This window comes from Micromonospora sp. NBC_00421, assembly GCF_036017915.1.
Lineage (GTDB): Bacteria > Actinomycetota > Actinomycetes > Mycobacteriales > Micromonosporaceae > Micromonospora.
The window spans coordinates 2,675,212-2,699,140 of sequence record NZ_CP107929.1; the positions used below are offsets into that span (position 1 = coordinate 2,675,212).

Consider the following 23,929-nt stretch of genomic DNA (forward strand, 5'->3'; position numbering starts at 1 on the left):
TCAGCCCTCCTCTCGCCCGGCCACCGTCGCGTGCCCGGCCTGCGTCGGCCGCCCGACCTGCGTCGATTGACCGGCGTCCGTCGATTGACCGGTCGCCGTCGACCGCCCGGCGTCCGTCGACCGACCGACTCCCGTCGACACCGGCCCGCCCCGACCCCACGGGTAGCCGAACCGGCGCAGGCCCGGCGCGGTCAGCGCGGTCACCAGCGCATACGACCAGCGGGACAGGTCGCGTCGCCACTGCACGTCGGCGGTGATCGGCACCGGGCCGGTCCGGTGCCGGGACGGGTTGCCGGCCACCGAGTGCGTCGGGGCCAACCGCACCGTCGCCGGGCCGGTGAACGGGCCGCCGTCGGCGTCGACCCCGGCGAACGCGACGATCCGGCGCAGCGTCGCCTCCGGGTCGGCGGTCAGGTCCTCGTAGCGCACCCGCAGGTAGCCCGTCGGGGCACCGCCACCCCACAGGCGGACGGTCACGGTGTTCCAGACCAACCAGAGCAGGGCCGCCTTCCACACCGGCGGTCGGCTCATCAGCTCCGGGTCGGTGTCGCCGTCGAGGCCCCGGCGGCGACGCCAGGAGAAGGCGGTGGCCCGGGGGTCGCGGACCAGGTGCAGCACCCGCAGGTCGATGCCGGGCAGCGCGCCGAGCAGCGCACCGTACGGGGGCAGCTTCGACGAGTCGACCACCACCCGCGCCCCGGTGTGCCGGGCCACGGCGGCGTACAGGGCGGCCAGCGCCGCGTCGTCGGGGTGCGCGGGGACCGGCCGTACACCGCGCCGGTGGCGACGCAGCAGCGCGGGCAGGCCGCGCATCCGGAGCCTGCCGCGCAGCCCGGCGGCGATCGCGGCGGCCCGGTCGGTCGGCAGTTCCCGGCGCACCTCGCGCCACAGCGGGCAGTCCCGCAGCGGCCGACCGCACCCGCAGGGCCGGTTGTCCAGCTCGCCGCGCTGCCACAGGTAGCGCAGCTCACCGGCGGCGAAGACCCCGTCGTACTGGCCGAGCACTGTGGTGACCAGGGTGCTGCCGCTTCGTCCGCTGCCGGCCAGGTAGAGCACCCGCACCGGCGGGTTCACACCGGCTCCCGGACGGCACGCGCGGCGGTCGAGTAGACCTCCCGCAACCGGGCCAGGTGCGCCTGCGGGGAGAAGTCCCGCTCCACCCGCGCCCGCCCGGCCAGCCCCATCCGGTACGCCCGTGCCGGGTCGGCCAGCACGCGCCCCAGCCCGGCGGCCAGCGCGGCGGGGTCGTCGGCGGGCACCACCTCGCCGTCCACCCCGGGGGTGACCAGCTCGGGCAGACCACCCAGGTCGGAGGCGACCACCGGCACCCCGCAGCCGTACGTCTCCAGCACCGCCATCGGCTGGTTCTCGTTCCACCGCGACGGGACCGCCACCACCGTCGCGGACCGGACCAGTTCGTGCAGCCGGGCCTTGTCCAGCCGGCCGTGGAACCGGACCCGGCCGGGGGCCCGCCGCTGGGCCAGTTCGGTAAGCCCGTCCCGGGCCGGGCCGTCCCCGGCCACCTCCAGCACGACGTCGTCGGGCAGCCGGGTGAGTGCCTCGATCAGCACGTCGACGCCCTTCTCCGGGGCCAGTCGGCCGGCGAAGACCACCGGTCCGCCGGGTGCCGGCTTCACCGCCGTCGCGGCGACGTCGACGAAGTGGGACACCACGTGCAGCCGGTCGGGGAAGACACCGGCCCGACGCATCACGTCGGCGAGGAACCGGCTGGGGCTGACGAACGCCTGCACCGGCCCGTACGCCCGGGTGGAGCGGTGCAGCCAGGACTCCACGGCGAGCAGCGAGCTGGCCCCCAGCGACCCGTCCTTGCAGCGGCGACGGACCGCCCGCAGCGGGCCGCCTGTCACGCAGGCGTCGCAGACCGTCCCCTGGTCGAGCATCTGGTAGCTCGGGCAGGCCAGCTTGTAGTCGTGCAGGGTCATCACCGCCGGCACCCGGGCGGCCCGCACCGCGGCCAGCACCGACGGGGAGAGCTGGTGGTAGATGTTGTGCAGGTGGACCACGTCGGGCCGGAAATCGTCGAGCACCCGGGCCAGGCCCCGCCGGCTGGCCGGCGACCAGATCATCCGGGCCGCGACCGCCGCCCGCGCGCCCGCACCGCGCGGCGCCGGGTCCAGCTCCACCCGGGACGGGAAGTGCCGGGCGTACGGGGTCGGTGCGTCGTTGTCCGGGTGGGTCATGCCGAAGAAGGCCACCTCGTCGCCGTCGCCCCGTTGCAGCTCGGCGACGTCGAGCAGGTAGCCCTCGGCACCGCCGCGCCGGTAGAGGAACTTGTTGACATGGAGGACACGCATCGGCCTGCTCCGGGGGTGGCTGCTGCGGTCCGTCGGGGTCCAGGGGTGGGGTGTTCGCCCCGGACAGCAGCGTTGACCAGGGGCCCCACCGTAAGCAACACCCGCGTCGTGAGTCCAGCTCATGATCCCCAAGTAAGCCTTACGGCCCATCGTCGGCTGACCACACGGCCACGTGGTCAGCCGCGATGATCTGCCGGTACCGTGTGCCCCACCCCGCCCGACGTGCCCGAGGAGGACCCGGTGCCCCACCCCGACGAACCCTCGGCGTTGGCGTACACCGCCCGACGGGTCCGCCGGCACCTGCGCTGGGCACGCACCGAGGGCGTCCGGCGGCTGGTCGAGGAGGACCGGCTCGACCCGGTCGAGCGGGCCCGCACCGCGCTGGCCAAGTGGCGCTGGCGGCGGGCCCATCCAGGGCCGCCCGGCCGGGCCGTCCCGGTCTACCTGGTGGGCCTGCAACGCTCCGGCACCAACATGCTCACCCGGGGCCTGGACGCCGACCCGTCGGTCGAGGTGCGCAACGAGAACGACCGGGCGGTGTTCCACCGCTTCCGGTTGCGCCCCGACCCGGTGCTCACCGCCGTCGTCCGGCGCAGCCGGCACCGGTACGTGCTGGTCAAGCCGCTGTGCGACACACACCGGGTGGACGAGCTGCTCGCCCTGACCGGGGTCGCGCCGGGGCGGGCGCTGTGGGCGTACCGGGACGTCGACGACCGGGCCCGGTCCGAGGTGGCGAAGTTCGGCGACGCCAACCTGCGGGCGCTGCGTGCCGTCGCCGACGGCACGATCGGGGACCGCTGGCAGGGGCAACGCCTGGACGCGCCGACCCGGGAGCTGATCGCCGGCTTCGACCACGACCGAATGACGCCGCACACCGCCGCCGCCCTGTTCTGGTACGTCCGCAACTCGCTGTACTTCTCGCTGGGCCTGGCCGACCGCCCGGACACCCTGCTCTGCTCGTACGACGCACTCGTCGCCGACCCGGCCGGGTACACCCGGCGGCTGTGCGCGTTCCTCGACCTGCCGTACGACCCGGTGCTGCACGCGCACGTCGGTGCGCGCACGCCGGCACGGCCCCGGTTGGAGATCGACGCCCGGGTGCGGACGCTCTGCACCGACCTGACCGCCCGGCTGGACGCGCTGGCCGGCCGGCACGAGGCGGTGGACCATGGCTGACCCCGCCGACCCGATCCCGCACGCCGCACCGGACCCGCAGGCCCGGCCCGCACCGGCGACCGGCCCCGCACCGGGCGCGGCAGCCGGGGCAGGCCGTCCGCAGGGGCCGATCTTCCTGGTCGGGTGCCAGCGGTCCGGCACGACAATGCTGCGCCTGGTGCTCGACTCGCACTCCCGGGTCAGCTGCGGCCCGGAGACCCGGTTCCTGACCGACATGCAGCGCATCGTCGGGCGGGACTGGGAGCGGCTGGCCCGCTTCGGGTTCCCCCGGGAGTACTGGCTGGGCCGCATCGCCGACTTCTTCGGCGGCATCCAGGCCGACTACGCCCGGTCCCGGGGCAAGACCCGCTGGGCCGACAAGACACCGCTCTACGCGCTCTCCATCGACTTCCTGGCCGAGGTCTTCCCGGACGCGCAGTTCGTGCACGTCGTACGGGACGGCCGGGACGTGGTGGTGTCCCACCGCAAGCGGTTCGGCTACTGGTCGGCGGTGAAGTGCGTGGTGAAGTGGCCGCGTTACATCAGGATCGCCCGTGCCTCCGGGGCCCGGTTGCCGGCCGACCGTTACCACGAACTGCGCTACGAGGAGACAGTCACCGACCCGGAGAAGGCCATGCGCGGCCTGTTCGAGTTCCTCGGCGAACCATGGGAGGCTGGCGTGCTCGACTACGACGGCAAGCAGCACGACGTGGCGGGCAAGTACACCGCCGAAGCGGACCGGCGGCGGGCCGCCGCCGGCACGGACGCCCCGATCTACGGCTCCCGGGTCGGCACCTACCGCCGGGAGCTGGACCCCTTCCTGCGGGTGCTGGTCCGGGTCTTCTCCGGTGCCACCCTGCGCGAACTGGGCTACCGGTGACCCGCCGGGCCGGGCGGCGGGTGCTGGTCGCCGGTGCGCTGCTGTTCGCCCTGGTCGCCGGGGCGGCCTGTTCGGACGATCCCACCCCCCGGCCGGCCCCGTCGGCGACCAACCCGTCGGCGGGCACCCCGTCGGCCGGTGCCACCGGCACTCCGCTGCCGGCCGGTGCGCCGGTACGCAACCCGTTCGGCGCGCACTGGGACTTCTCCCGGCACGACCAGTTCGTGCCGTACCTGGAGAAGCTCTCCGGCTCGACGACGTACCACGAGCTGAGCTGGTGCGACATCGAGAAGACCCAGGGCAGCCCGGACTTCTCCGCGGTGGACCAGATCGCCGAACGCAGCCGCAAGCTCGGCATCACCCTGCACCTGAAGATCCGTACCGGGGTCTGCTGGGCGACCGGCGGGACGGCGAAGTTCACCCGGGGACAGGCCAACAAGACCGAGTCGGCGATGCCGGTGGACCTGGCCGCCTACCAGAAGTTCGTCAGCGACCTGGTGCGGCGGTACACCCCCTACGGCGTCGGTGAGTACGCCATCGAGAACGAGGTCAACGCGCAGCAGTACTGGGCCGGCAGCCCGGAGGACTACCGCCGGCTGGTCACCGCCGCCGCCGAGGCGATCCGCGCGGCCGACCCGAAGGCCAAGGTGGTCGACTCGGGCATGAGCAGCGTGGCGTACGGGATGGGGGTCGCCGACCGGCTGCTGCGGGCCGGTCAGCCGGACCAGGCCGTCGCCGCCTACCAGGCGTACTTCCAGCGGCGGATCGGCACCCGGGGACGGCTGATCCCGGCGGTGAACGACCCGGCGGCGTTGCGGGCCGCGCTGGACAACACGCCGAACGCCCGGAACCTGGCCTACCTCGCGGTCACCGAGAGACTGCTCGACGACCGGGTGGTCGACGTCCGGCAACTGCACTTCTACGAGCACTTCTCCGGGGTGCCGGCGCTGCTTGACTACCTGCGGGCGGAGACCCCTTCGGGGGTGCCGGTGCAGGCATGGGAGGTCGGCCAGTTCTGGAAGGACGGCGCCGACGACGCCGCCACCCGGGGCGACGAGATGGTCAAGGTGGTCAGTCTGCTGGTCGCCGGGGGCATCCACGAGGTGCTCTGGCTGCCGCTGGCGTACAACCCGAACAACCGGGCCGGCGCGGAGGTCCGCTACGGGCTGCTCGACCCGGACGGCACCCAGCGGCAGGCCGGCGCGATGATGGCCGCCCTGGCGTCGGCGGCCCGGGACGCGACGGTCGAGCCGGTGAACGGCAAGGGGCTGACCGGGGTGGCGTTCCGGCGGGGGGCGGAGAGCACGTTGGTGGTCTGGTCGACCTCCACCGGCACCGTGTCGCTGCCGGCCGCACCCGGCCTGACCGGCGGCCCGGTCGGTGCCGACCCGACCGCCCGCACCGGCGCGCTGCCGATCGGTCCGAGCCCGGTGCTGGTGCGGGCGAAGGGCGACCCGGCCACCGTCCTCGCCCCGATCCGCTGACGCCATGATCGAATTGCAACTTCGCGCACCAATCGCGGCGTGTCGACTACCGGAACGCAATCCGATCATGGTGCGGGGCGGTGGCGCGGCGACCGTTCACCAGGTACGGGGCCAGTCGAGCAGGTCGGCCAAGCGGGCGTTGTGCGGGGCGAACTCGGCGGCCAGGACGGCCCGCAGCTCGGGGGTGAGCTGGGACGGGCCGGTGTCCGTCCGGCGGGTGTGCCGGGCGAACTCCGCCGGGGTGAACGGGGCCAGGCCGAGGAAGCGCAGCACGCCCGCATAGGTGGTGGCCGGATCGGCGTACAGGTCCTCGCTGCGGATCACGTGCAGCCGTTCCCGGGGCAGGTGGGCGTACCAGCGGTCGAGCTGTTCGGCGTAGCGGCCCCGGGCGGCGTAGGAGAAGTTGCGCAGCGCGTGGTGGGCCGCGGGGGTGTCCGGCCCGTCGGCCAGCGCCCCGGCCAGCCGCCCCGGTTCGGCGGCGAGCGCCTCGGCGAAGCCCAGCGGTTCCACCCCGTACGAGCGGGTGTGCAGGTAGTGCGAGTAGGCCCGCTCGACCGGGTCGCGCAGCAGCGCCACGAACCGGGCCTCGGGCAGTGTCGCCGCTACCCGGGCCGGAACGTCGGGGTGGAACAGGTAGTAGGGGCTGGCCTCGAAGCTGCGTAGGCCGGGGGCGGCCGGTGGGAAGTGCGCCCGGTACCAGCGCGGCCCACGCCTGAAGTGCAGGCTGAAGAACTGGAGTTCCTTGCCGGTGGCGACCCGCACGTCGGGATGCGCGGCGAGGTAGTGGTGCAGCGAGGTGGTGCCGCAGCGCTGCCCGCCGATGATCAGGAAGTCCGGCAGCGCGCCGACCCGGCCGGGCAGCGCCGCCCGCCCCCAGGCGCGGGTGCCGCGTACCACCCGGCGGAGTCGGTCCATGGTGGCCCGGCGCGGCCCCGCGCTCACCGCGACACCACCCGGCCGGAGGTGTCCCTGCCGTCCCCGGCCACGCCGGACCCGGGCAGACCGCCGTCGGCCCGGTCGAGGGGGTCGACGCCCGGAAGGTCGGCCGGCGTGGGGCCGTCCCCCGCGTCGGGCGGGACGCCGCGACGGCGACGGCGGGCCAGGGTGCGCAGCACCATCAGATCCTCCCGGCTGAGTCCCAGCGCCAACACGGTCGCCAGGTAGACCGCCACGATCGTGGTCAGCCCGGCGACCGGCCGCCACGGCCAGCCCGGCACCAGCCAGCGCACCAGCAGCCCGGCGGCCAGCGCGACCACCCCGGCGACGAGCCCCTTGGCCATCCCGACGGTGAACGGCAACGCGCCGGTCAGGTAGCGGACCTGCACCACCCGGGCGATGTTGACCACGATCAGCGAGGCGCTCCAGGCCGCCGCCGCACCGACGATCCCGTACGCGGGGATGAGCCACAGGTTGAGCAGCACGTTGAGCACCAGGGCGACCAGGTTGTCGGCCATGTTGACGGCCACCCGGCCGGACATGTTCAGCACCGTGCCGCACGGGCCGGTCGCCGCGTTGACGAGCTGGCCGAGGGCCAGGATCACTGTCACCGCCGCGCCGGTGGCGACCTCGCCGCCGAAGACCCGCAGCAGGTCGCCGGGGAGCACCAGCAGCGCCACGAACGCCGGCAGCGACAGCCGGACCACCCAGCCCGTCGCCACCGCGTAGACCCGGCGGACGTCGTCGAGGTCCCCCCGGTGGTAGAGGTGCGCCAGATACGGGCCGAACGCGGCGTTGACCGGCGCGAGGACGAAGATGGCCACGGTGACCAGTCGGGTGGCGACGTTGTAGACGCCGATCTCCTGGTTGGCGAAGAAGCCGAGCAGCAGGGTGTCCACCCAGATCAGCCCGGTCGACGACAGCGACGACACCCAGCTGACAGTGGAGAAGCGGAACAGTTCCCCGGGCCGGTGCACCGGGCGGGCCGGCGGCACCCGGCGGACCAGCCGGCCCAGGGCCACCAGGGCGAACAGGGCGGCCGACCAGCCGGCCACCACCAGTGCCCAGAACGCACCGGTCAGCCCGGCCCCGGTGACCAGGGCGAGCGTGGTGAGCAGCAGCCGGGTGCCCGGCTCGTAGAGCTGCCCGATGAAGGTGAACGGCCGCTGGGTACGCCAGCCCCGGGTCGCCGCCAGGGCCGCCTCGCAGACCGTCGAGGCGGGCAGGGTCAGCGCTACCAGTCGCAGGCCGGTGACCAGCCCCGGGTCGTGCAGCCGGTCGGCCAGCCACGGTGCGCCCCAGGCCAGCGCCCCGGCGAGGACGACCGACGAGCCGGCCGAGACGGCCAGGCCCAACCGGACGGTGCCGCGCAGCGCCGGGGCGTCGTCGTCGGCCAGATGCACCGCGACGAACCGGGTCAACCCGGCCCGGAACCCGGACAGCGACAGCAGCCCGGCCAGCGACAGCACCGCGTAGCACTGGGCGTACCGGCCGACCTCCCGGATGCCCAGCACCCGGGCCAGCAACAGCATGATCAGGAAGACGGCGGCCTGGCTGAGCAGGGCGCCGAGCAGGTTGAGCCCGCCGCCCCGGGCCATTCCCCGGACGTGCTGGTCGCCCCGGGCCGTTTCCCGGACGTCCCGGTCGGCCCGCGCGGACGATTCGGGCACCCCCGCCTACCGGTGCCGGGAGCGCTGCTCGGGCACGGTCGCCGCGACGACCGGCAGCACCACCGTGTCGTCACTGCCGCGCCGGCCACCGGTCGACGCCGGGGTCGCCCGCCCCACCGCCTGCGGCTGCCCGGCCCGCCGGCTGCGTGCCAGCCACTCCACCACCGCCACCAGCAACACGGCCAGCAGCAGGCCGGCACCGGACACCGGGAGCACCAGGCCGACCAGCGCCTTCGTCCGGGACACCGGCTGCACCTCGCCGACACTGGTCACCTTGTCGGGGTCGGCGGCCTGGGACTGGGCGCGGGCCTGTTGCAGGCCCTGTCGGGCCGAGGCGAGCGCGCTGGTGGCGCTGTCCCGTTGCGCGATCAGCGCCTGGTAGTCGGGCAGCTTCGGGCCGAGCCCGTCGAGCCGCTTCTGCCCGGCGCTGATCGACTCGGCGGCGGCGGTGGCGCCCCGGCTGTTGCCGACCGCCTGCATCTGCAACTGCTGCTGCCGCAGGCTGGCGATCTCCTGGAGGGTCGACTGGTAGAGCTTGTCCGGCTGGCTGACCTTGTTGGTCTTCTCCCAGTCGTTGATCGCCCGGGTGGCGGTGGTCAGCTCGTCGGTGGCCGTCTTCACCTCGTCGGTGGCGATGCCGACCTGGCTGGCGAACAGGAAGGCCAGGGCGCGCTTGCCGGTCGCGGCGAGCACCGGGGCGACCGTGTTCCGGTCGGCGGCGGTGTAGGTCACGGTGAGCTGGCTGCTCGCGCCGACCTGCTTGACCGCCAGTCCGTCGCGCAGCGTGTCGGCGGGGACCCCGGTGTCGGTGGCCACCTGGTCGACCACCTGCGGGGAGGTCACCGCCGCGGCGAAGGCCGCCGCGAACTGGTTGGCCGCCTGGGTGCCTGTGTACTGCTGGGCCGCGCTGCCGCCGACCAGGGCGGGCGCGGCGACGTACGAGGTGGCCGCGTACTGCTGCGGGCCGAGTAGGACGACAAGTGCGGCTGCCGCCCCGGCCACCAGCGGAATGCCCACCAGCAGCCAGAGTCGACGCCGCGCGACCCGCAGATAGTCGACGATCTCCACCCTGCTGCTCCCCACTGCTTGACGGTTCATCGGTGGTGCCATCCGGTCGGCACCGGTCGGGGCGTCGCCGCCCGGGACGGGCCGGTCGGCAGCCCGCGGGCGACCGCCCCGGCCGCCGCGGCGAACGCCGCGAAATACCACAGGGTGACCACGTTCGAGATCACGTTGGACGCCGCGCTGACCGCGACGAAGGCGACCGCGCAGCCCAGGAAGCCGACCGCGATGCCCCGGCCGAGGCTGCCCGGTGGGGCCCGGCGCAGCGCGTTCAGCCCGGTGTGCAGGCACAGCGCCATCATCGCCAGGTACGCCAGCAGCCCGGCCAGCCCGGTCTCCACGTACGCACGCAGGAAGTCGTTGTGCGGCTTCTTCGCCTCGTCGGCCTCGAACTTGGTCATGTTGGGGCCGATCCCGGTGACCGGGTTGCGGTTGGCCAGCGACACGATCTCCGACCAGTAGCCGACCCGCCAGGCGAGGGTGTTGCCGGTCGGGCCACCGCCCACGGCGGTGCTGTCGGCGAGCTGCCCGAAGCGCTGCGCCACGCTCGGCAGCAGGGCCACCCCGGCCACCGCGACCAGGCAGAGCGCCACCAGCATCCGCCGGCTGCGGTGCAGCACCGCGACCACCAGCAGGCCCAGCCCCGCCCCGAGGATCGCGCTGCGGGTGTTGGTGAGCAGCAGGAACAGCAGCGACGCGGCGAGCAGCACGCCGAGGCCGAGGCGCAGCCGACGGCTCAGGTAGCGGTGGATGCCGAACCCGAAGATCACCATGAACATCAGGTACCGGCCGAACGTGGTGGACTGGCTGAACGGGCCGCTGATCCGGGTGAAGTCCCCCTTGACCTCGGCCGGCGGGTGGCCGAGCAGGGACAGCACGACGGTGTAGCCGACCGCAAGCGCCAGCGAGACGTACGCGGCGAGCAGCACCCGGCGGACCGCCGGCAGGTCCGGCATCAGCTGCTCCAGGACCACGAACATCACCACCACGGTGCCGATCCGCAGCGCCTCCAGGGCGCTGGGCACCGGCTGGGCGGCCCCCGCCGCGCTGACCAGCGAGGTGGCCCCGACCAGCAGCATCGCCACACCGAGCGGGGAGCCGCGCAGCCGGCCCCGCTGCCGCAGTTGGGCGGCGAGCCAGAGGCCGGCGGCGAGCAGGAACAGCACCGCCAGGATCGTCGACGGGTCCATCGCGCGGGTCGCCCCGGCACCGTCGGCCCGACCGGCCGTCGGGCCGCTGAGCTTGAACAGGTCGACGCAGGACCGGACCGCCAGCATCAGCAGCACGTACGCCGAGAAGCGGGTCAGCGCGAGCACCCCGACGGCCAGCCCGGCGAGGACCACCAGGGGCAGCACCGCGCCGATCCGGCCGCCACCGGTCGCGGCCAGCCCGACGCCGACCGACACCACCGCGCAGAGCAGCGCCGCGCCGGCGGTCAGCAGGCGCACGGTCGGGTCACCGGCGGACCACCGGCGGCGTCCCTGGGTGGGCAGGGCGGGGCCGCCCTCCGTGCCGTTTCGCTGTCCGTCCACCGCTCGCCGACCACTCGTTTCCACAGGATGCGTTGCCGGTCGCCGCCGACGGCCGGGAAGACGGCCTAATCTAACGGTCGCCGAGGGCCCGGGACATGGGCCGTTACGCCGACCGTGGGCGACTTAACGTCCCGAACCGGGCGGGGCCCGCGCAGCGCCAGCGAGAAGTAGAGCCGTTCCAGCTCACGGGCGGCCACGTCCCAGCTGTACTCGGCGAGCACCCGGTCACGCAGCAGCGCGGCGCCGGCCCGTTCGGCCGGTATGTCGGCGGTCACCGTGGCCAGGGCCCGGAGCAGGTCGTCGCCGTCGCCGTCGCGGAACAGCCGCTGCCCTGGACCGTCGCGGTCCAGCACCTCCAGATGCGGTTCGATGTCGCTGGCCACCACCGGCAGCCCGTACGAGGCGGCCTCCAGCAGGGTCAGCGGCAGCCCCTCCAGGCGGGACGGCTGCACGAAGGCCGCCGCGTGCGAGTACAACTCGGCCAGCAGGTCGCCGTAGACGAAGTCGGTGAAGACGATGCGCGGGTCGTCGCCGGCGGCCTCGCGGAGCCGGGCGACGTACCCGTCGGTGAAGGCCGAGCCGCCGACGATGGCCAGCCGCAGGTCGGTCGGCAACCGCCGGAACGCCCGGACGAGCAGGTCGGCGGCCTTCTCCGGGACGAGCCGGCCGACCAGCAGCAGATAGCCGCCGGGGCGCAGGCCGAACCGGGACAGCTCCCCCGGCGGCCGGTGGGTCGGGACGGCCACCCCGTTGGGGATGTACCGGGCCGGGCGGCCGAACCGGCTGGTGTAGTGCGCCGCCAGGCCCTGCGACACGGTCACCCGGGCGTCCGGCAGGTGCCCGCTGAGCCGGTACGCGGTGCCGAGCACCGCCCGCGCGGCCGGGCCCCACTTGTCCCGCTGGTTGTCCAGCCCGTGCACGGTGAGCACCACCCTGGCCCGGGAGGCGTAACGGGCCAGCGGCGCGGTCAGCACCGGGCCGAGACCGTGGTAGTGCACGATGTCGGGGCGCTCGGTCAGCGCCGCCACGGTCGAGGTGGCCGAGTGCACGATGGCGTCGAGGTGCTTGCTGGGCACGGTACGCGCCCGCCGCAGCCGGATGCCCCGGTGCTGCTGGGCCTCCACCGCGCCGTAGCTGTCCCGGCAGTAGACGGTGACCTCGTGGCCGAGCCCGGCCAGCCGGCTGGCCATCTCCTCCACGTGCCGTTCGATCCCCCCGTGGGTGGCCGGCACGCCCTTCTGGCCGATCATCGCCACCCGCAGCGGACGCCAACCGGGCGGGCAGGTCGCGGTCGGCCCCGAGCGGTCGGGGCGGAGCTGGTCTCCCCGGTCGGCGGCTTCGTCACGGAACGGCACTGTCCCCCCTAGTTTCTGCTACTCACCGCCGGCGGTGGCGCATCCCCGGCGCACGGGACGCTAGATCATCGACGACCGGCCGGCCACTGGCCGGTCAGTCAGACCTGGTCGGTTACCTGCGGATCGGCCGACCGGACACCCACGGCGTCGGCCGGACGCCGGTGGCCGCCCCCGTGCCGGTACGGCGCCGGGAGGACGCAGTCTCCGTCCTCCCGGCGACCGTGTGGTGACGTCAGGCGGTCGGGCCGCCGAACTCCACCCAGTTGAGGTTGAACAGACTGGTCGTCGGTCCGCCTTCGACGGGCTTGAAGACCAGGTAGAGCGCGTGCGTGCCGGCGGCCTGGCTGACCGGGAAGGTCTGGCTGGCCCAGGCGCTGGTGCCTGCGGTGGCGTTGAGCGTCGCGCTTGTCACCAGGGCCCCGGTCGGCGAGTCGAGCCGCAGCTCGACGATGCCGCGCGGGGTTCCGGCGGTGGCCGTGGAGCCACCGGCGTACCGGAAGGTGATCTTGTCGATCCCGCCCAGGTTGACCGGGTCGAGCGCGATGTGGTCACCGTTGTCGATGCCGGCCACGTGCTGGCCGCCACCGGCGTCGGTGGTGTTCGCCAGGGTGACGCCCTGCTGCACCTGGGCGAACTCGGCCTGCTGCCGGTAGGTCTGCAGGACGATCTGGTCGAGCGCGGAGAGCGCCGGCTGACCGTTGGCGCCCTTGTCGGCGTAGGTGGCGCTGATCGCGCCGTACAGGTAGCCACCGGCGTGGTCGGCACCGTCGGCCGGGGTCTCGAACGAGCCCGAGCAGCCGTTGGCGTCGCTCATGCCGTGCCCGTGCGTGTCGTGACCCAGGACGAAGGAGACGGTGACCCGGCTGCAGTCGATCGGGCCGTCCTCGGGGTCGGTCACGGTGACCGTCCACGGCACGGTGTCACCCCAGTTGAAGAAGGTGCCGGACAGCGGCGAGGTGACCTTCACGGTGGGTGCGGTGTTGCCCACGGTGATCTCGCGGGTGAGCACCGCCGTCTTGCCGCTGGTGTCGGTCACCGTCAGCTTGGCGGTGAAGACGCCGTTGGTGGTGTAGGTGTGCGACGCGTCCCGGTCGGTCGCGTCGGTGGTGCCGTTGCCGTCGAAGTCCCAGGCGTAGGTGATGGTCTCGCCCGGGTCCGCGTCGTAGGAGCCCTCGGCGGAGAACTGCACGGTCAGCGGCGCCTGGCCGGAGGTGGGGCTGGCCTTCAGCTCCGCCACCGGTGCCCGGGTGCCCTTGGCGTAACGGATCACCGAGAGCGCGGCGTCCGGGTTGGCCCGGAAGAAGCCGTCGCCGTACTCCAGCAGGTAGAGGCTGCCGTCCGGGCCGAACTCCATGTCCATCGGGTTGTCGAAGACGAAGCCCGGCAGGAACTGCTCCACCCCGACCAGCTTGCCGCTGCCGTTGGTGCGCATCATGAAGAGCTTGTCCCGGGTGAACTCCCCGAAGACCACCGCGTCGTGGTAGTACTCCGGGAACTTGGTCTCGGAGGCCAGCGCGGCGTCGTACTTGTAGACCGGGCCGCCCATCGGGCCGACGCCACCGGTGCCGAGCACCGGCCACTGGAACTCACAGGTGCCGGCCGGCGTGCTCAGGTACGCCTCGGCGCAGGTGGTGGTGGCGCGGAAGGTGTAGTTGAGCTGCGGGTCCTGCACCGGCGGGAGGACCCGACGGCCGGTGTTGCGCGGCGAGTCGTTCACCGGCGCGGCGCAGTTGAACGCCCCCTTCGACTGCTTGGTCACGAAGTCGTAGTCGATATACGGCAGGGTCGGCGAGTAGCAGTACGGCCAGCCGTAGTTGCCCGCCTTGTTGGCGGCGATCCACCGACCGGTGCCCTCCGGCCCCCGGGCCGCGTTCGGCACCTGCGAGTCCGGCGAGTAGTCACCGATGTAGACGAAGCCCCGGGAGTCCACGTCGAAGCGGAACGGGTTGCGCAGGCCCATCAGGAAGATCTCCGGGCGGGTCTTGTTCTCCCGGTCCTCGGCCTCGGGGAAGAGGTTGCCGGCCGGGACGCTGTACGACCCGTCCGCCTTCACCTTGATCCGCAGCACCTTGCCCCGCAGGTCGTTGGTGTTGCCGGCGGAGCGCTGGGCGTCGTAGCCCGGCCCCTGGGTCGGCGACTCGTTGATCGGGGTAAAGCCGTCCGAGCCACCGGCGTTGGTGTCGTCGCCCGTGACCAGGTAGAGCAGCCCCTTGCCGTCGAACTTGACCTCACCGGCGACGTGGCAGCAGACGCCCCGGTCGGTGTCGACCTTCATGATCTTCTGCTCGCTGGCCAGGTCCAGGTGCGGCGTCGGCTCCTCGACCCACTTGAACCGGGAGAGCTGGTTGTGCCCCTTGTAGACGTCCCACGCGGTCGGGTCGGTGCTGGTCACCGGCGCGTCGGTGATGGGGGTGTCCAGCTTCGGGGCGTAGTAGACGTAGACCCACTTGTCGGTCGCGAAGTCCGGGCCGATGGTGATCGACTGGAGACCGTCCTCGTCGTGCTGGTAGACCGGGAGGGTGGTGATCACCGGGCTGGCGCCGGTCTTCGGGTCGTAGAGCCGGATCTCACCGGCCCGGGTGTTGTGCAGCACCCGACCGTCGGGCAGCACCGACAGGGTCATCGGCTCGCCCGGTTCGTCGTTGAGGATGACCTTCTCGTAGTTGGCCTTGACCGTCGCGCCGCAGTCGCCCTGGACCATGCCGGCCGACCACTGGATCGCGCCGAGCAGGTGCTTGCGGAACGCGCCGTTGGCGTACGTGTCGGCGGAGTCACCGAGTCCGGTGTAGAACGACCGGCCGCCCTGGAAGTCCTTGCACCAGGAGATCGGGTGGTCGTAGCCCATGGTGCCACCGGTGAAGGTCTTCTCGTCCACCGTGGCCAGCACGTGCGCGGTGCCCCGGACGTTTGTGGTGAAGTTGTACCACTGGTCGTTCAGACTGAGCTGCCGGGCGAGTGGCTTGCTCGCCGGGTGGACCCGGTCGGCCACGTCGATGGTCGCCGACCCGCTCGACGCCGTACCGGCCACTGTGGTGCCGACGATGTCGCGGTAGAAGGTCCACGACGGCTCGGCCTCGACCGCGGCGTGCACGCCGAGGTAGCCGCCACCGTTGCGGATGTAGCGCTCGAAGGCCGCCTCTTGGCCGCCGTCGAGCACGTCACCCGTGGTGTTCAGGAAGACGACCGCGCCGTAGCTGGCCAGGTTGTCGTCGGAGAAGGCGGTGGAGTTCTGGGTGACGTCGACGGTGAAGCCGTTGCTGCCACCCAGCGTGCGGATCGCGTTGACACCCTTGTCGATGGACGGGTGCCGCTCACCGTCGGTCTTGGTGAAAACCAGGACGCTTGTCTGGTCCTGGGCCGGCTGGGCCAACGCCGGGGCGGTCGCGGCGAGCGGGACGACGATCCCGAACCCTGCGATCGCGGCGAGCCATCGGTGTACCGATCTTGCCATCTGGTTCCTCCGGTGGGGGGACGATGTGCTACCTGCTCCGGGCGGGTGCCGGGGCCACCCGGGTTGGTGCGGTGCTGCGCCTCGCTCTCCGGTAGGGGGCGGGACGACGCCGGCCCGCCCCCGGTGCGGTTCGCCGACCGGGGAGCTGCCGTACGGCCATGGGGCCGCACGGCCCGTGCTACGGGCGCGCGAGGACGCGGCCCGGGGGTACGGGTCGGAAGAGGTGGCGCGGGGATGATTCGGCCCGGGGACCGGGATCCGGTCGGTTCCGGGTCTGCCGGGAGCCGGGTCGGACGGCCGCCGCCGGGGCGGGGCGCCGCCCGGTCGGGTCCGGGTCTGCCGGGGCGGGACCGGGCGGCGCGGCCTGGTGGTGGCGGTCGCGTCAGGGGACGCGACCGCCACCCGGGTGCCGACGACGGTGGTGCGACCGCCGGTCGGTGCCCAGCTGCGGCCGGGGCACGGCCGTCGGGCGGGTCAGTCCTTGTTGTAGATGGTCAGGTCGGCCATGTTGGCGTAGCTGAGCCGGGCGAAGTCGAGCGACTGGGCCGGCGCGGCGGTGCCGCCGGGGGCGGTGTCCATCTCCCAGTTGGCGTGGTGGAAGTCGGACTCGCCGATGGTCTGGAAGAACTGCTGGAAGTTGATGTCACCCTCGCCGAGCGGGATCATCTCGTAGCCGTTGGGCAGCGCGGTGTTGCGGTTGCCGTCCTTGGCGTGGAACAGCGGGAACCGCTTGGTGCGCCGCGCCACGTTCAGGATCGGGTCGAACAGCGAGGTCTTCTCCTGGCCGGCCGAGTTGATGTACTTGGTGTGCTTGTGCCGCGCCACGTACGCCCAGTAGATGTCGCACTCGAAGAAGACGTACTTCGGGTCGGTCTTGGCGAAGAAGTACTCCAGCCGGCGCACGCCGGACGAGCGGGTCGGCTTGCCGTTGGCGTCCAGCGGGCCGCTGTCGAGCAGGAACGAGTACGCCACGTCGTGGTTGTGGGTGTAGAGGCGCATCTTGCGCTCCTTGGCCTGCCGACCCAGCTCGTTCCACAGGTCGGCGGCGGCGTCCCAGTCGGCCTGGTAGGCGCTGTTGGTCGGGTCGCTGCCGGTGCCGATGTTCTTCATGCCGAGTTCCTCGGCGATGTCGAGCTGCTGCTGGAAGGTCGCCGCGTTGATCGACGCGTGGGTGCCGTTGGCGACCAGGCCGTTGTCGTCCAGGATCTTGCGGATCTCGGTCGGGGTGATCTGCCGGCCCAGGATCGAGGTGTGCTGGTTGTAGCCGGCGAACTCGATCTCCTTGTAGCCCATCTCGGCCAGGCTGGCGAGCACCCGCTCGAAGCCGTACGGCACGCCGCTGTCGTCCGGGGCGGCGGAGATCCGGTCCCGGACGCTGTAGAGGATGATGCCACGGTTCTGCACCGGGATGAGCGGGTCGACCTGCCACTTGCCGTCGGCGCGGGCCGGGGCCTTGGTCTGGAGAACCGGCAGGCCGGCCGCGCCGAGCACGGCGGCGGCGCCGGCCGACGCGGCCAGCAGCCGACGACGGGTGACCTGGGCGCGGTACTGGGGGTCGGCGGCCATACGACGCTGTTCCTCGTTCACAATTTCCACCTTTCGAGTGCGGCCCTGGAGGGCCGCGGAGACGTGCGAGTCCTGCTTGGAGGGTCGGAAGGACCTGCGCCGCCGAATACGCGTGGCCCGGTGGATGACTGGTCGATCAAGGGGGGATGTCAGCCGTGTTACGTCCGTGAACCGGACACTAACGGTGGCTGACGGCTAAAGATAGACCTCGAACGGAGAAACTTTTGTTCGCACGAACAAAAGTTCCCGTCGGTCGGAGCCAATGCGCAGACGGTCGCCCGCACCCGGCTCCCCCGTCGATCCCCCGCCCCTCACCAGCACGAACACCGACGGCCACCGGAACCCGGGCACGCGGACGCGACGCGGGGCGCGGCGTCGACCCACGATCGAATCGACACCGCGCCCGACGCGTCGCCCGTGGACCGGCCCGCCAGCGGCGACCGGTCGGCCACGCGAGACCCGGGGCGGTGCTACCCGGAACCGGCCAGCACCAGCTCCCCGAGCCGCTGGTCGAGCGCCGTCGCGTCGAGGCCGCCCGGCCAGCCCCGCAGCAGCGCGCCACCCTTGGCCACCAGCACCACGGCCGGTGGTTCCCGCACCGCGTACGACCGCCAGACGGTCTGCTGCTCGTCGACGACGACGGGGTACTCCACCCGGTGCGTACGCAGGTAGTCCTGCAACTCGTCGGCCTGGTCGGCACCGGCCACCCCGACGAAGACCACCCGGTCGCGGTGCCGGCGGGCCAGCTCGCTCAGTGCGTCCTGCCGGGCCACGCAGGTGGTGCACCAGGAGCTGAAGAAGGTGAACACCACAGGCCGGTCCGCCCAGAGCCGGGCGGCGGTGAGCGGGGTGCCGTCGGTGAGCGCGCCGGTGAACGCCGGGGCGGCCGGCGCGGCGCCGGGTGCCGGGCGCAGCGCCAGGTCGGCGGGGACCGGTCCCGGCATCGTCGAGGCGCCCCCGGCGAGCGCCGGCCCGGGTGCTGCGGCCGGACTGGCGGTGCAGCCGACCAGCACCAGCACGGCCAGCAGCGGCACGAGCAGCAGCCGCCTCATGCCGGCACCACCGCCACCAGCGCCGGCCCCTCGCTGCTGTCCGGGGTCAGGTCGATCGGGGGACGACCGGCCACCTCCAGCCGGTACCCGGCACGCTGCGGCACCTGCACCGGCACCGCGAACTCACAGTAGGTCGGCACCCGCTCCACCGCCAGGTCCTCGGCGAAGGCGGCCACCGCCGTACCCGCCGGCAGCGTGCCGGTGACCAGGGCCGCGCCGTCCGGGTCGAGCAGCCGGAAGGACGCCCGGTGGTGGAAGTACAGGTACGGCCCGGTACCGGCGCAGTCCACCCCCTCGGCCCGGATGTTGATGTCCCGGACCAGGACCCGGACCGTGGTCGGGGTGACCGCCTCCGCCCCGGCGTCGCCACCGCATCCGCCCGCCCCGGCCAGCAGCAGGGTCAGCAGCGCGCCGACGCCGCGTCGGGCGCTCGTGGACAACCGCACGTCGTCTCCTCCCACCCGTACGCCGGGTCGGTGGCGACACCTGCCGCCACCGACCCGGCGCGATGATCGATCCCGGTCAGGACTTCTCCACCCGGCACTGCTTCGTCACGGTCTTCGTCGGGTCGCTCTCCGAGGTCGCGGTGAGCTTGACGAAACCGGTGTCCGCCGCGGCGGCGGTGGCTCCCACCGACACCCGGACCGTGGTCGACTTGCCGAACTGGGCGGTGGCGAGCGGGTTGGGCAGCCAGGTCCGCCAGCCCCGACCGGCCACCTCCGCCGAGAGGCGGTAGACGTCCGACTTCAGGTACGCGGTGGCGTCCTCCGGGTGCTGCTGCCCACCGGCCGAGTAGGTGCCGGTGTTGGACAGCTCGAACGAGCAGGTCACGCCCCTGTTCGTCGGCTTGCCGGTGCTCGTCACCTCACCCTTGCCCAGGGCCACGCCGTGGCTGCTCGGCCCCCCGGTGCCGTCCAGCGACTTCACCGCCACCGTGTACGACAGCGAACCGGCGGCGTCCCGCTTGAGGTCGAGGACGTAGAAGTGCAGCCGGTTGGCCTCGTCGACGTACTCGTACTGGCTGCCGGTGTCCGCCCCGGCGTGGAACAGCGCGTCGGAGAGCTGCCGGTAGTCACCCATGGTGATCTTCTGCGGGGTGCCGTCCGGCCGGTAGAAGTCGATCATGTCGATGTCCTGCGGGTTGGCGTCCACCACCCACTGGAACGGCGCGCTGTCGGCGTTCTTGGTCTTGCTCAGCAGCACGCCCCGGTCCGGGGTGAACGAGTCCGCGCCCATCCGGTCGACGACCTCGACCGTGTAGTTGTTGAAGCTGCCGCCGTCGCACAGTGGATTCGTGGCGACCGTGCAGGCCGGCGAGAGGTCCTTGTTCAGGGCGATGTTCACGCCGGTCAGCCCCTTCGGGCCGGCGTCGACCGCGCGGGCGGTCACCTGGGCGACGACCAGCCCGGAGGAGGCCAGCGCCTCCCGGGACAACCGCAGCACGTGCTCCTCACCGAGCAGACCGATCTTGAGCTTGTCCCGCACGGTGTGCAGCGAACCCATCGAGCCGCCGTTGGTGGGCGGGATCTGCCAGCGGGTGTGCGGGCCGCCGGGTCCGTTGAACGAGCCGCGCGACATCATGCTCCAGATCCCGGTGTACGCCCTGCGTAACGGCTCGCCGTACGGGTTGTTGTAGTTGTCGCCGATGCCGAGCAGGTGGGTCAGCTCGTGGGCGTACACCCCCATGCCGGAGCTCTCCCCCTGGGTGGACGAGCCGGAGCCTGCGTTCGGCCAGAGCGTCGCCGCCGCCTTCCACGACGTCCACTCCACATAGCGGGTCTTGGCCCAGTTCGGCAGGTTGGGGTCCGGCGGTCCCCAAGCGTCCGGCACGTCCTCCTTGTTCTGGAAGATCATCTGCCCGAACTCCTGCCAGGTGGACGACTCGTCCTGCCCGGCGCTGAGGATGAAGACCAGCTCGTACTGGTTGGCGACCGCGTCACCGACCGCCGCCCGCCAGGCGCCCAGCCCGTCGGTGCGGATGTTCTTGTTGCAGGTGTCCCCGCTCGGGCAGGCCCCGGGGTTGAAGCTGTTGTCCAACCCGTACTGGTACGACTTCGCCGGCAGCTGGTACGGCCCGAACCCGGCCAGGTCCACGCCGTAGCGCCCGTTGGAGTCCTGCATCCAGTACTCGTGCAGGGTGTGCCCCTTGTTCAGGGTGTTCGGGGTGTTCAGGAAGTCCTGGTAGAACTTCGACACGTCGGCGCGGGGGATGTTGGCCGCGACCGACTGGGGGTTGCCGAAGACCGTCGAGCGCGCCCGCTGGGAGACCGCGAACGTCTGGTCCGGATAGTCGAGCGCGACCAGGGCGATCTTGAAGTTGCGGATCGCGCCCCGCACGCTCGGGTCGGCCCAGTTCTTCCCGGGCACCGCCTGGTAGTCGTCCCAGGTCATGGTGTCCGGGTTCTGCCAGGCCTGCGGGTCGAGGACCTGGAACGGCGCGGTGCCGCCGGCCGGGTTGGCCGGGGCCGCGGCGGCCTGCGCCGCGCCGGTCACCACGAGCGTGCCGGCCAGGATCGAGGCCAGCAGGGCACGCCTCAGTCGGGGTCTGTCGGGGATAGCACGGTGCACGGGTTCGCCTCTCGTCGGGAGGGACGCGGCGTCCGGTGTCCGGTGTCCCGAGGGGTGGCTGCCGAGGCACCCGCCACCGGGCCGCGCAGCGAATCTAGGAGCACGGGCCAGGGCCGGTCACCGTGCAGATGTCGGCAGGTGGACCGGCGGCTTCCGACACCTGAAGGACCGGCGGCGGATCGACGCAGGCCGGCCACCCCGGCCCGGACAGCCCCGGCACGGACCTGGACAGGACCGGCGCGGACGATCGGTGGCCCGGATCGGGGTGGCTCAGCGGGGACGACCGCCGGTCACCGGGTCGACGGTGACCGCCAACGCCCGGAGCAGGTCCCGGCGCAGCCGGGCGGCGGCCGGCCCGGCCAGCGGCCCACGCGGCGGGCGGCACCGGCCGCCGAACCGCCCGGCGCAGTCCATCGCCAGCTTGATGGCCTGCACGGACTCCGGACGGGAACCCCAGCCGAAGGCCGGGTGCAGCTCGGCATAGAGCGGCAGCGCCCGGACCAGGTCCCCGGCGGCACAGCGGTCGTAGAGTCGCAGAGCCTGCCGGGGCAAGGCGTTGGCCAGCCCGGCGACCCAGCCCCGGGCCCCGCACAGCACCAGTTCGAGCAGCACGTCGTCCGCCCCGGCCAGCACGTCGACGTGCGGGCAGAGGTCCCGGATCCGGTGCACCCGCCGCACGTCACCGGAGAACTCCTCGACCGCGACGATCCCGTCGGTCTCGGCGACCCGGGCGAGCAGCTCCGGCGTGAGGTCCACCCTGGTGTCGTACGGATCGTTGTGGGCGACCACCGGCAGGCCGACGGCGGTCACCTCCCGGTAGTGGGCGACCACCTCGGCGTCGCCGGCCGGGTAGCCGTCCGGCGGCGGGGCGAGCACCGCGGCGGCACCGGCGGCGGCGGCCTGCTCCGCCCAGCGGCGGGACTGCCGGCTGCCGTAACCGCCGACCCCGGGCAGCACCGCGCAGCCAGGCGGCGCGGCCTGCACCGTCGCCCGCACCACGTCGGCCCGCTCGTCGTCGGACAGCGCCCGGTACTCCCCCACCGAGGCGCACGGGGTCACCCCGTGGCAGCCCGCATCGGCCAGCCAGCGCACGTGTTCCTGGAGCCGGTCGAAGTCGACGCCGAGGTCGTCGCGGAACGGCGTGGTGATCGCGACCAGCACCCCCCGCCAGGGCCTACCAGCAGTCACTCGGGCGTTCCCTCCTGCGCGCCGGCGGCCCGCTGCCCACCGCAGCAGGAACCCTACGATCGTCGATCGTCGCGGCTCTTCGGACAATTGCCGGAACAGTCGTCGTCGGGGCCGTCCTTTTGTCGGTAGATCTCCGGTGGACCTTGCGCGCAGGCCCACCGGCCGCCCAGGGTAGGGCACCGGCTGCCGTACCCCTGTCGCGCAGCCAACCAGGGGAGATCCATGCATGGTGAGCTTCAGCGCATAGTCGACGCCGTCGCCGCCCGGGTGGGGCGTCCTGCCCTCATCGAGGACCGGCGGCAACGGGTGGTCGTCTACAGCGAACACGACGGACCGATGGACGAGGTACGCCGGATGTCGATCCTGCGCCGGCAGACCACCCCGGAGGTGATCGCCTGGTTCCGCCGGATGGGCGTGCTGACCGCCCGCGAGCCGGTGCGTACCCCCGCCGACGTCGACCTCGACCTGCTCCCCCGGGTCTGCGTGCCGATCTGGCACGACGACCTGCTGCTCGGGTTCGTCTGGTTCATCGACGACGACGGGTCGATGACCGACGCCGACATCGCCACCGCGACCGGTGCCTTCACCGACCTGTCGCTGGCCCTCTACCGGGAGAACCTGCTCGGTGAGCTGGCCTCCCAGCGGGAGGCCGAGGCCACCCGGACCCTGCTGGTGGAGAGCCCGCAGGCCCGCGCGCACGCCGTCCGGGCGCTGCTGGAGGAGGGTACGGTCGCCGGTGACGGCACCACCACCGCGGTGGTGGCCCAGCTCGCCCCGGCCGCCGGGCGACACCCCGACGAGGTGGCCCGGATCGCCCTGGAGCAGGCGCTGGTGGCGACCCGCCGGTGGCTCGGTGTCCGGGAGTCGCTGCACATGGTCTGGCCCGACCACGGGGTGCTGCTGATCTGTGGTGACCGGATCGCCGGTCGCCCCAGCGCGCAGGCCGCCGCCGACCATCTGGACGAGGCGCTACGCAATGCGACCCGGGGGCTGTCCTCGGTGGACCGGACGGTGACCGGCATCGGTCAGCCGCGGCCGGGGCTGGCCGACGCGGTGCAGTCGTACCGGGAGGCGGTGCAGGCGGCCCGGGTGGGTGTCCAACTGCCGGCGCTCGGCCGGGTGGTCTCCTGGGCCGGGCTGGGCATCTACCGGGTGCTGTCCCAGTTGGACGGTCGGCACCTGGACGTCGCCGGGGTGCACCCCGGGTTGGAGCGGCTGCTGCGCGACGACGCCCACCAGGTGCTGCTGGAGACCCTGGAGGCCTACCTCGACCTGGCCGGCAACGCCCACGCCACCGCCGAGAAGCTGCGGCTGCACCGGACCACCCTCTACTACCGGCTGCAACGGGTCGAGCAGCTCGCCGACACCGACCTCAAGGACGGCAACGAGCGGTTGTGCCTGCACCTGGCGATGAAGCTGGGCCGGCTGACCGGCCACTACCGGACCCCGTCCTGACCGACCCGACCGTCCGCAGCGGACGACCGGACCGCACCGCTGTGACAGCCCGTGTCCGCCCGGACAGATCATTGACAGATCCGAGCGGGTACGGCCAGGATGGGCGCACCGATCGGCAATGCCCCCACGACCGACCGTAACCAGGTACGTCCCTCGCCCGTCACGCGGACCGGATCGGCGCCGGTCGGCCACCTCCGGCGCGTCCGGGAGACCCTCGGGTCCCCGTTCTCCGGCAGGTCGACGTCATGATCGGCCGCCGA

General features: G+C 73.0%; 17 protein-coding genes. 4 read left to right on the forward strand and 13 right to left on the reverse strand.

The features are described from left to right. Both OHQ87_RS11645 and OHQ87_RS11650 read right to left on the reverse strand, forming a co-directional pair. Positions 1-1,074, reverse strand: a complete 1,074-nt coding sequence (locus tag OHQ87_RS11645; protein ID WP_328347720.1) for a sulfotransferase family protein — start codon at positions 1,072-1,074, stop codon at positions 1-3. Beyond that, entirely contained in the window at positions 1,071-2,315 is a 1,245-nt protein-coding gene (locus OHQ87_RS11650) for a glycosyltransferase (protein ID WP_328347722.1), read from the reverse strand. The genes OHQ87_RS11645 and OHQ87_RS11650 overlap by 4 nt, the downstream gene beginning before the upstream one ends. Before the next feature lie 240 nt (positions 2,316-2,555). On the opposite strand from OHQ87_RS11650, the gene OHQ87_RS11655 reads away from it, so the two are divergent. From OHQ87_RS11655 to OHQ87_RS11665, 3 genes are read left to right on the forward strand one after another with little or no spacing between them, the layout of a single operon-like run. Beyond that, positions 2,556-3,491, forward strand: a complete 936-nt coding sequence (locus OHQ87_RS11655) for a hypothetical protein (RefSeq protein WP_328347724.1) — start codon at positions 2,556-2,558, stop codon at positions 3,489-3,491. Continuing rightward, the gene (locus OHQ87_RS11660) at positions 3,484-4,350 is read left to right on the forward strand and encodes a sulfotransferase family protein (RefSeq protein WP_328347726.1); all 867 of its coding nucleotides are present in this window, start codon (positions 3,484-3,486) and stop codon (positions 4,348-4,350) included. Before OHQ87_RS11655 ends, OHQ87_RS11660 begins: the two co-directional genes overlap by 8 nt. Continuing rightward, the gene (locus OHQ87_RS11665; protein ID WP_328347728.1) at positions 4,347-5,834 is read left to right on the forward strand and encodes a hypothetical protein; all 1,488 of its coding nucleotides are present in this window, start codon (positions 4,347-4,349) and stop codon (positions 5,832-5,834) included. The genes OHQ87_RS11660 and OHQ87_RS11665 overlap by 4 nt, the downstream gene beginning before the upstream one ends. Positions 5,835-5,930: 96 nt before the next feature. Here the strand turns inward: OHQ87_RS11665 and OHQ87_RS11670 are convergent, their stop codons facing one another. From OHQ87_RS11670 to OHQ87_RS11720, 11 genes are all read right to left on the reverse strand, one after another. Further along, the gene (locus tag OHQ87_RS11670) at positions 5,931-6,776 is read right to left on the reverse strand and encodes a sulfotransferase family protein (RefSeq protein WP_328347730.1); all 846 of its coding nucleotides are present in this window, start codon (positions 6,774-6,776) and stop codon (positions 5,931-5,933) included. Further along, a complete protein-coding gene (locus OHQ87_RS11675) occupies positions 6,773-8,440 on the reverse strand; it encodes a flippase (protein ID WP_328347731.1) in 1,668 nt (555 codons plus the stop codon). Before OHQ87_RS11675 ends, OHQ87_RS11670 begins: the two co-directional genes overlap by 4 nt. 6 nt (positions 8,441-8,446) lie before the next feature. Continuing rightward, positions 8,447-9,523: a Wzz/FepE/Etk N-terminal domain-containing protein gene (locus OHQ87_RS11680; RefSeq protein WP_328347733.1), complete on the reverse strand. Its 1,077-nt coding sequence runs from the start codon at positions 9,521-9,523 to the stop codon at positions 8,447-8,449. Positions 9,524-9,534: 11 nt separating this feature from the next. After that, positions 9,535-11,034 carry an O-antigen ligase family protein gene (locus OHQ87_RS11685; protein ID WP_328347735.1) on the reverse strand — a complete coding sequence of 500 codons (1,500 nt, stop codon included), beginning with the start codon at positions 11,032-11,034 and terminating at the stop codon, positions 9,535-9,537. A 65-nt stretch (positions 11,035-11,099) separates the two neighbouring features. Next, the gene (locus OHQ87_RS11690) at positions 11,100-12,389 is read right to left on the reverse strand and encodes a glycosyltransferase family 4 protein (protein ID WP_328347737.1); all 1,290 of its coding nucleotides are present in this window, start codon (positions 12,387-12,389) and stop codon (positions 11,100-11,102) included. 232 nt (positions 12,390-12,621) lie between these two features. Next, complete coding sequence (locus OHQ87_RS11695) at positions 12,622-15,840, reverse strand: ThuA domain-containing protein (RefSeq protein WP_328347739.1); 3,219 nt, start codon at positions 15,838-15,840, stop codon at positions 12,622-12,624. A gap of 474 nt (positions 15,841-16,314) precedes the next feature. Next, positions 16,315-17,427, reverse strand: coding sequence for a sugar phosphate isomerase/epimerase family protein (locus OHQ87_RS11700; protein ID WP_328347741.1), 1,113 nt, complete (start codon positions 17,425-17,427; stop codon positions 16,315-16,317). A 449-nt stretch (positions 17,428-17,876) separates the two neighbouring features. Further along, on the reverse strand, positions 17,877-18,458 hold the full coding sequence (locus OHQ87_RS11705; protein ID WP_328347743.1) for a TlpA family protein disulfide reductase: 582 nt from the start codon (positions 18,456-18,458) through the stop codon (positions 17,877-17,879). Further along, a complete protein-coding gene (locus OHQ87_RS11710) occupies positions 18,455-18,904 on the reverse strand; it encodes a hypothetical protein (RefSeq protein ID WP_328347745.1) in 450 nt (149 codons plus the stop codon). Before OHQ87_RS11710 ends, OHQ87_RS11705 begins: the two co-directional genes overlap by 4 nt. A gap of 76 nt (positions 18,905-18,980) precedes the next feature. Beyond that, positions 18,981-21,026, reverse strand: a complete 2,046-nt coding sequence (locus OHQ87_RS11715; RefSeq protein WP_328347747.1) for a M6 family metalloprotease domain-containing protein — start codon at positions 21,024-21,026, stop codon at positions 18,981-18,983. Positions 21,027-21,296: 270 nt separating this feature from the next. Continuing rightward, complete coding sequence (locus tag OHQ87_RS11720; protein ID WP_328347749.1) at positions 21,297-22,214, reverse strand: dihydrodipicolinate synthase family protein; 918 nt, start codon at positions 22,212-22,214, stop codon at positions 21,297-21,299. Between the two features lie 222 nt (positions 22,215-22,436). Here OHQ87_RS11720 and OHQ87_RS11725 point away from each other — a divergent pair, with 222 nt between their 5' ends. Continuing rightward, the gene (locus tag OHQ87_RS11725; RefSeq protein WP_328347751.1) at positions 22,437-23,669 is read left to right on the forward strand and encodes a PucR family transcriptional regulator; all 1,233 of its coding nucleotides are present in this window, start codon (positions 22,437-22,439) and stop codon (positions 23,667-23,669) included. Positions 23,670-23,929: the final 260 nt, after the last annotated feature.

Excerpts from the sequence above, each read along its gene's own strand:
- OHQ87_RS11650 (WP_328347722.1), bottom strand. The coding sequence starts at position 2,315 with ATGCGTGTCCTCCATGTCAACAAGTTCCTCTACCGGCGCGGCGGTGCC.
- OHQ87_RS11660 (WP_328347726.1), top strand. The coding sequence starts at position 3,484 with ATGGCTGACCCCGCCGACCCGATCCCGCACGCCGCACCGGACCCGCAG.
- OHQ87_RS11695 (WP_328347739.1), bottom strand. The coding sequence starts at position 15,840 with ATGGCAAGATCGGTACACCGATGGCTCGCCGCGATCGCAGGGTTCGGG.
- OHQ87_RS11705 (WP_328347743.1), bottom strand. The coding sequence starts at position 18,458 with ATGAGGCGGCTGCTGCTCGTGCCGCTGCTGGCCGTGCTGGTGCTGGTC.
- OHQ87_RS11725 (WP_328347751.1), top strand. The coding sequence starts at position 22,437 with ATGCATGGTGAGCTTCAGCGCATAGTCGACGCCGTCGCCGCCCGGGTG.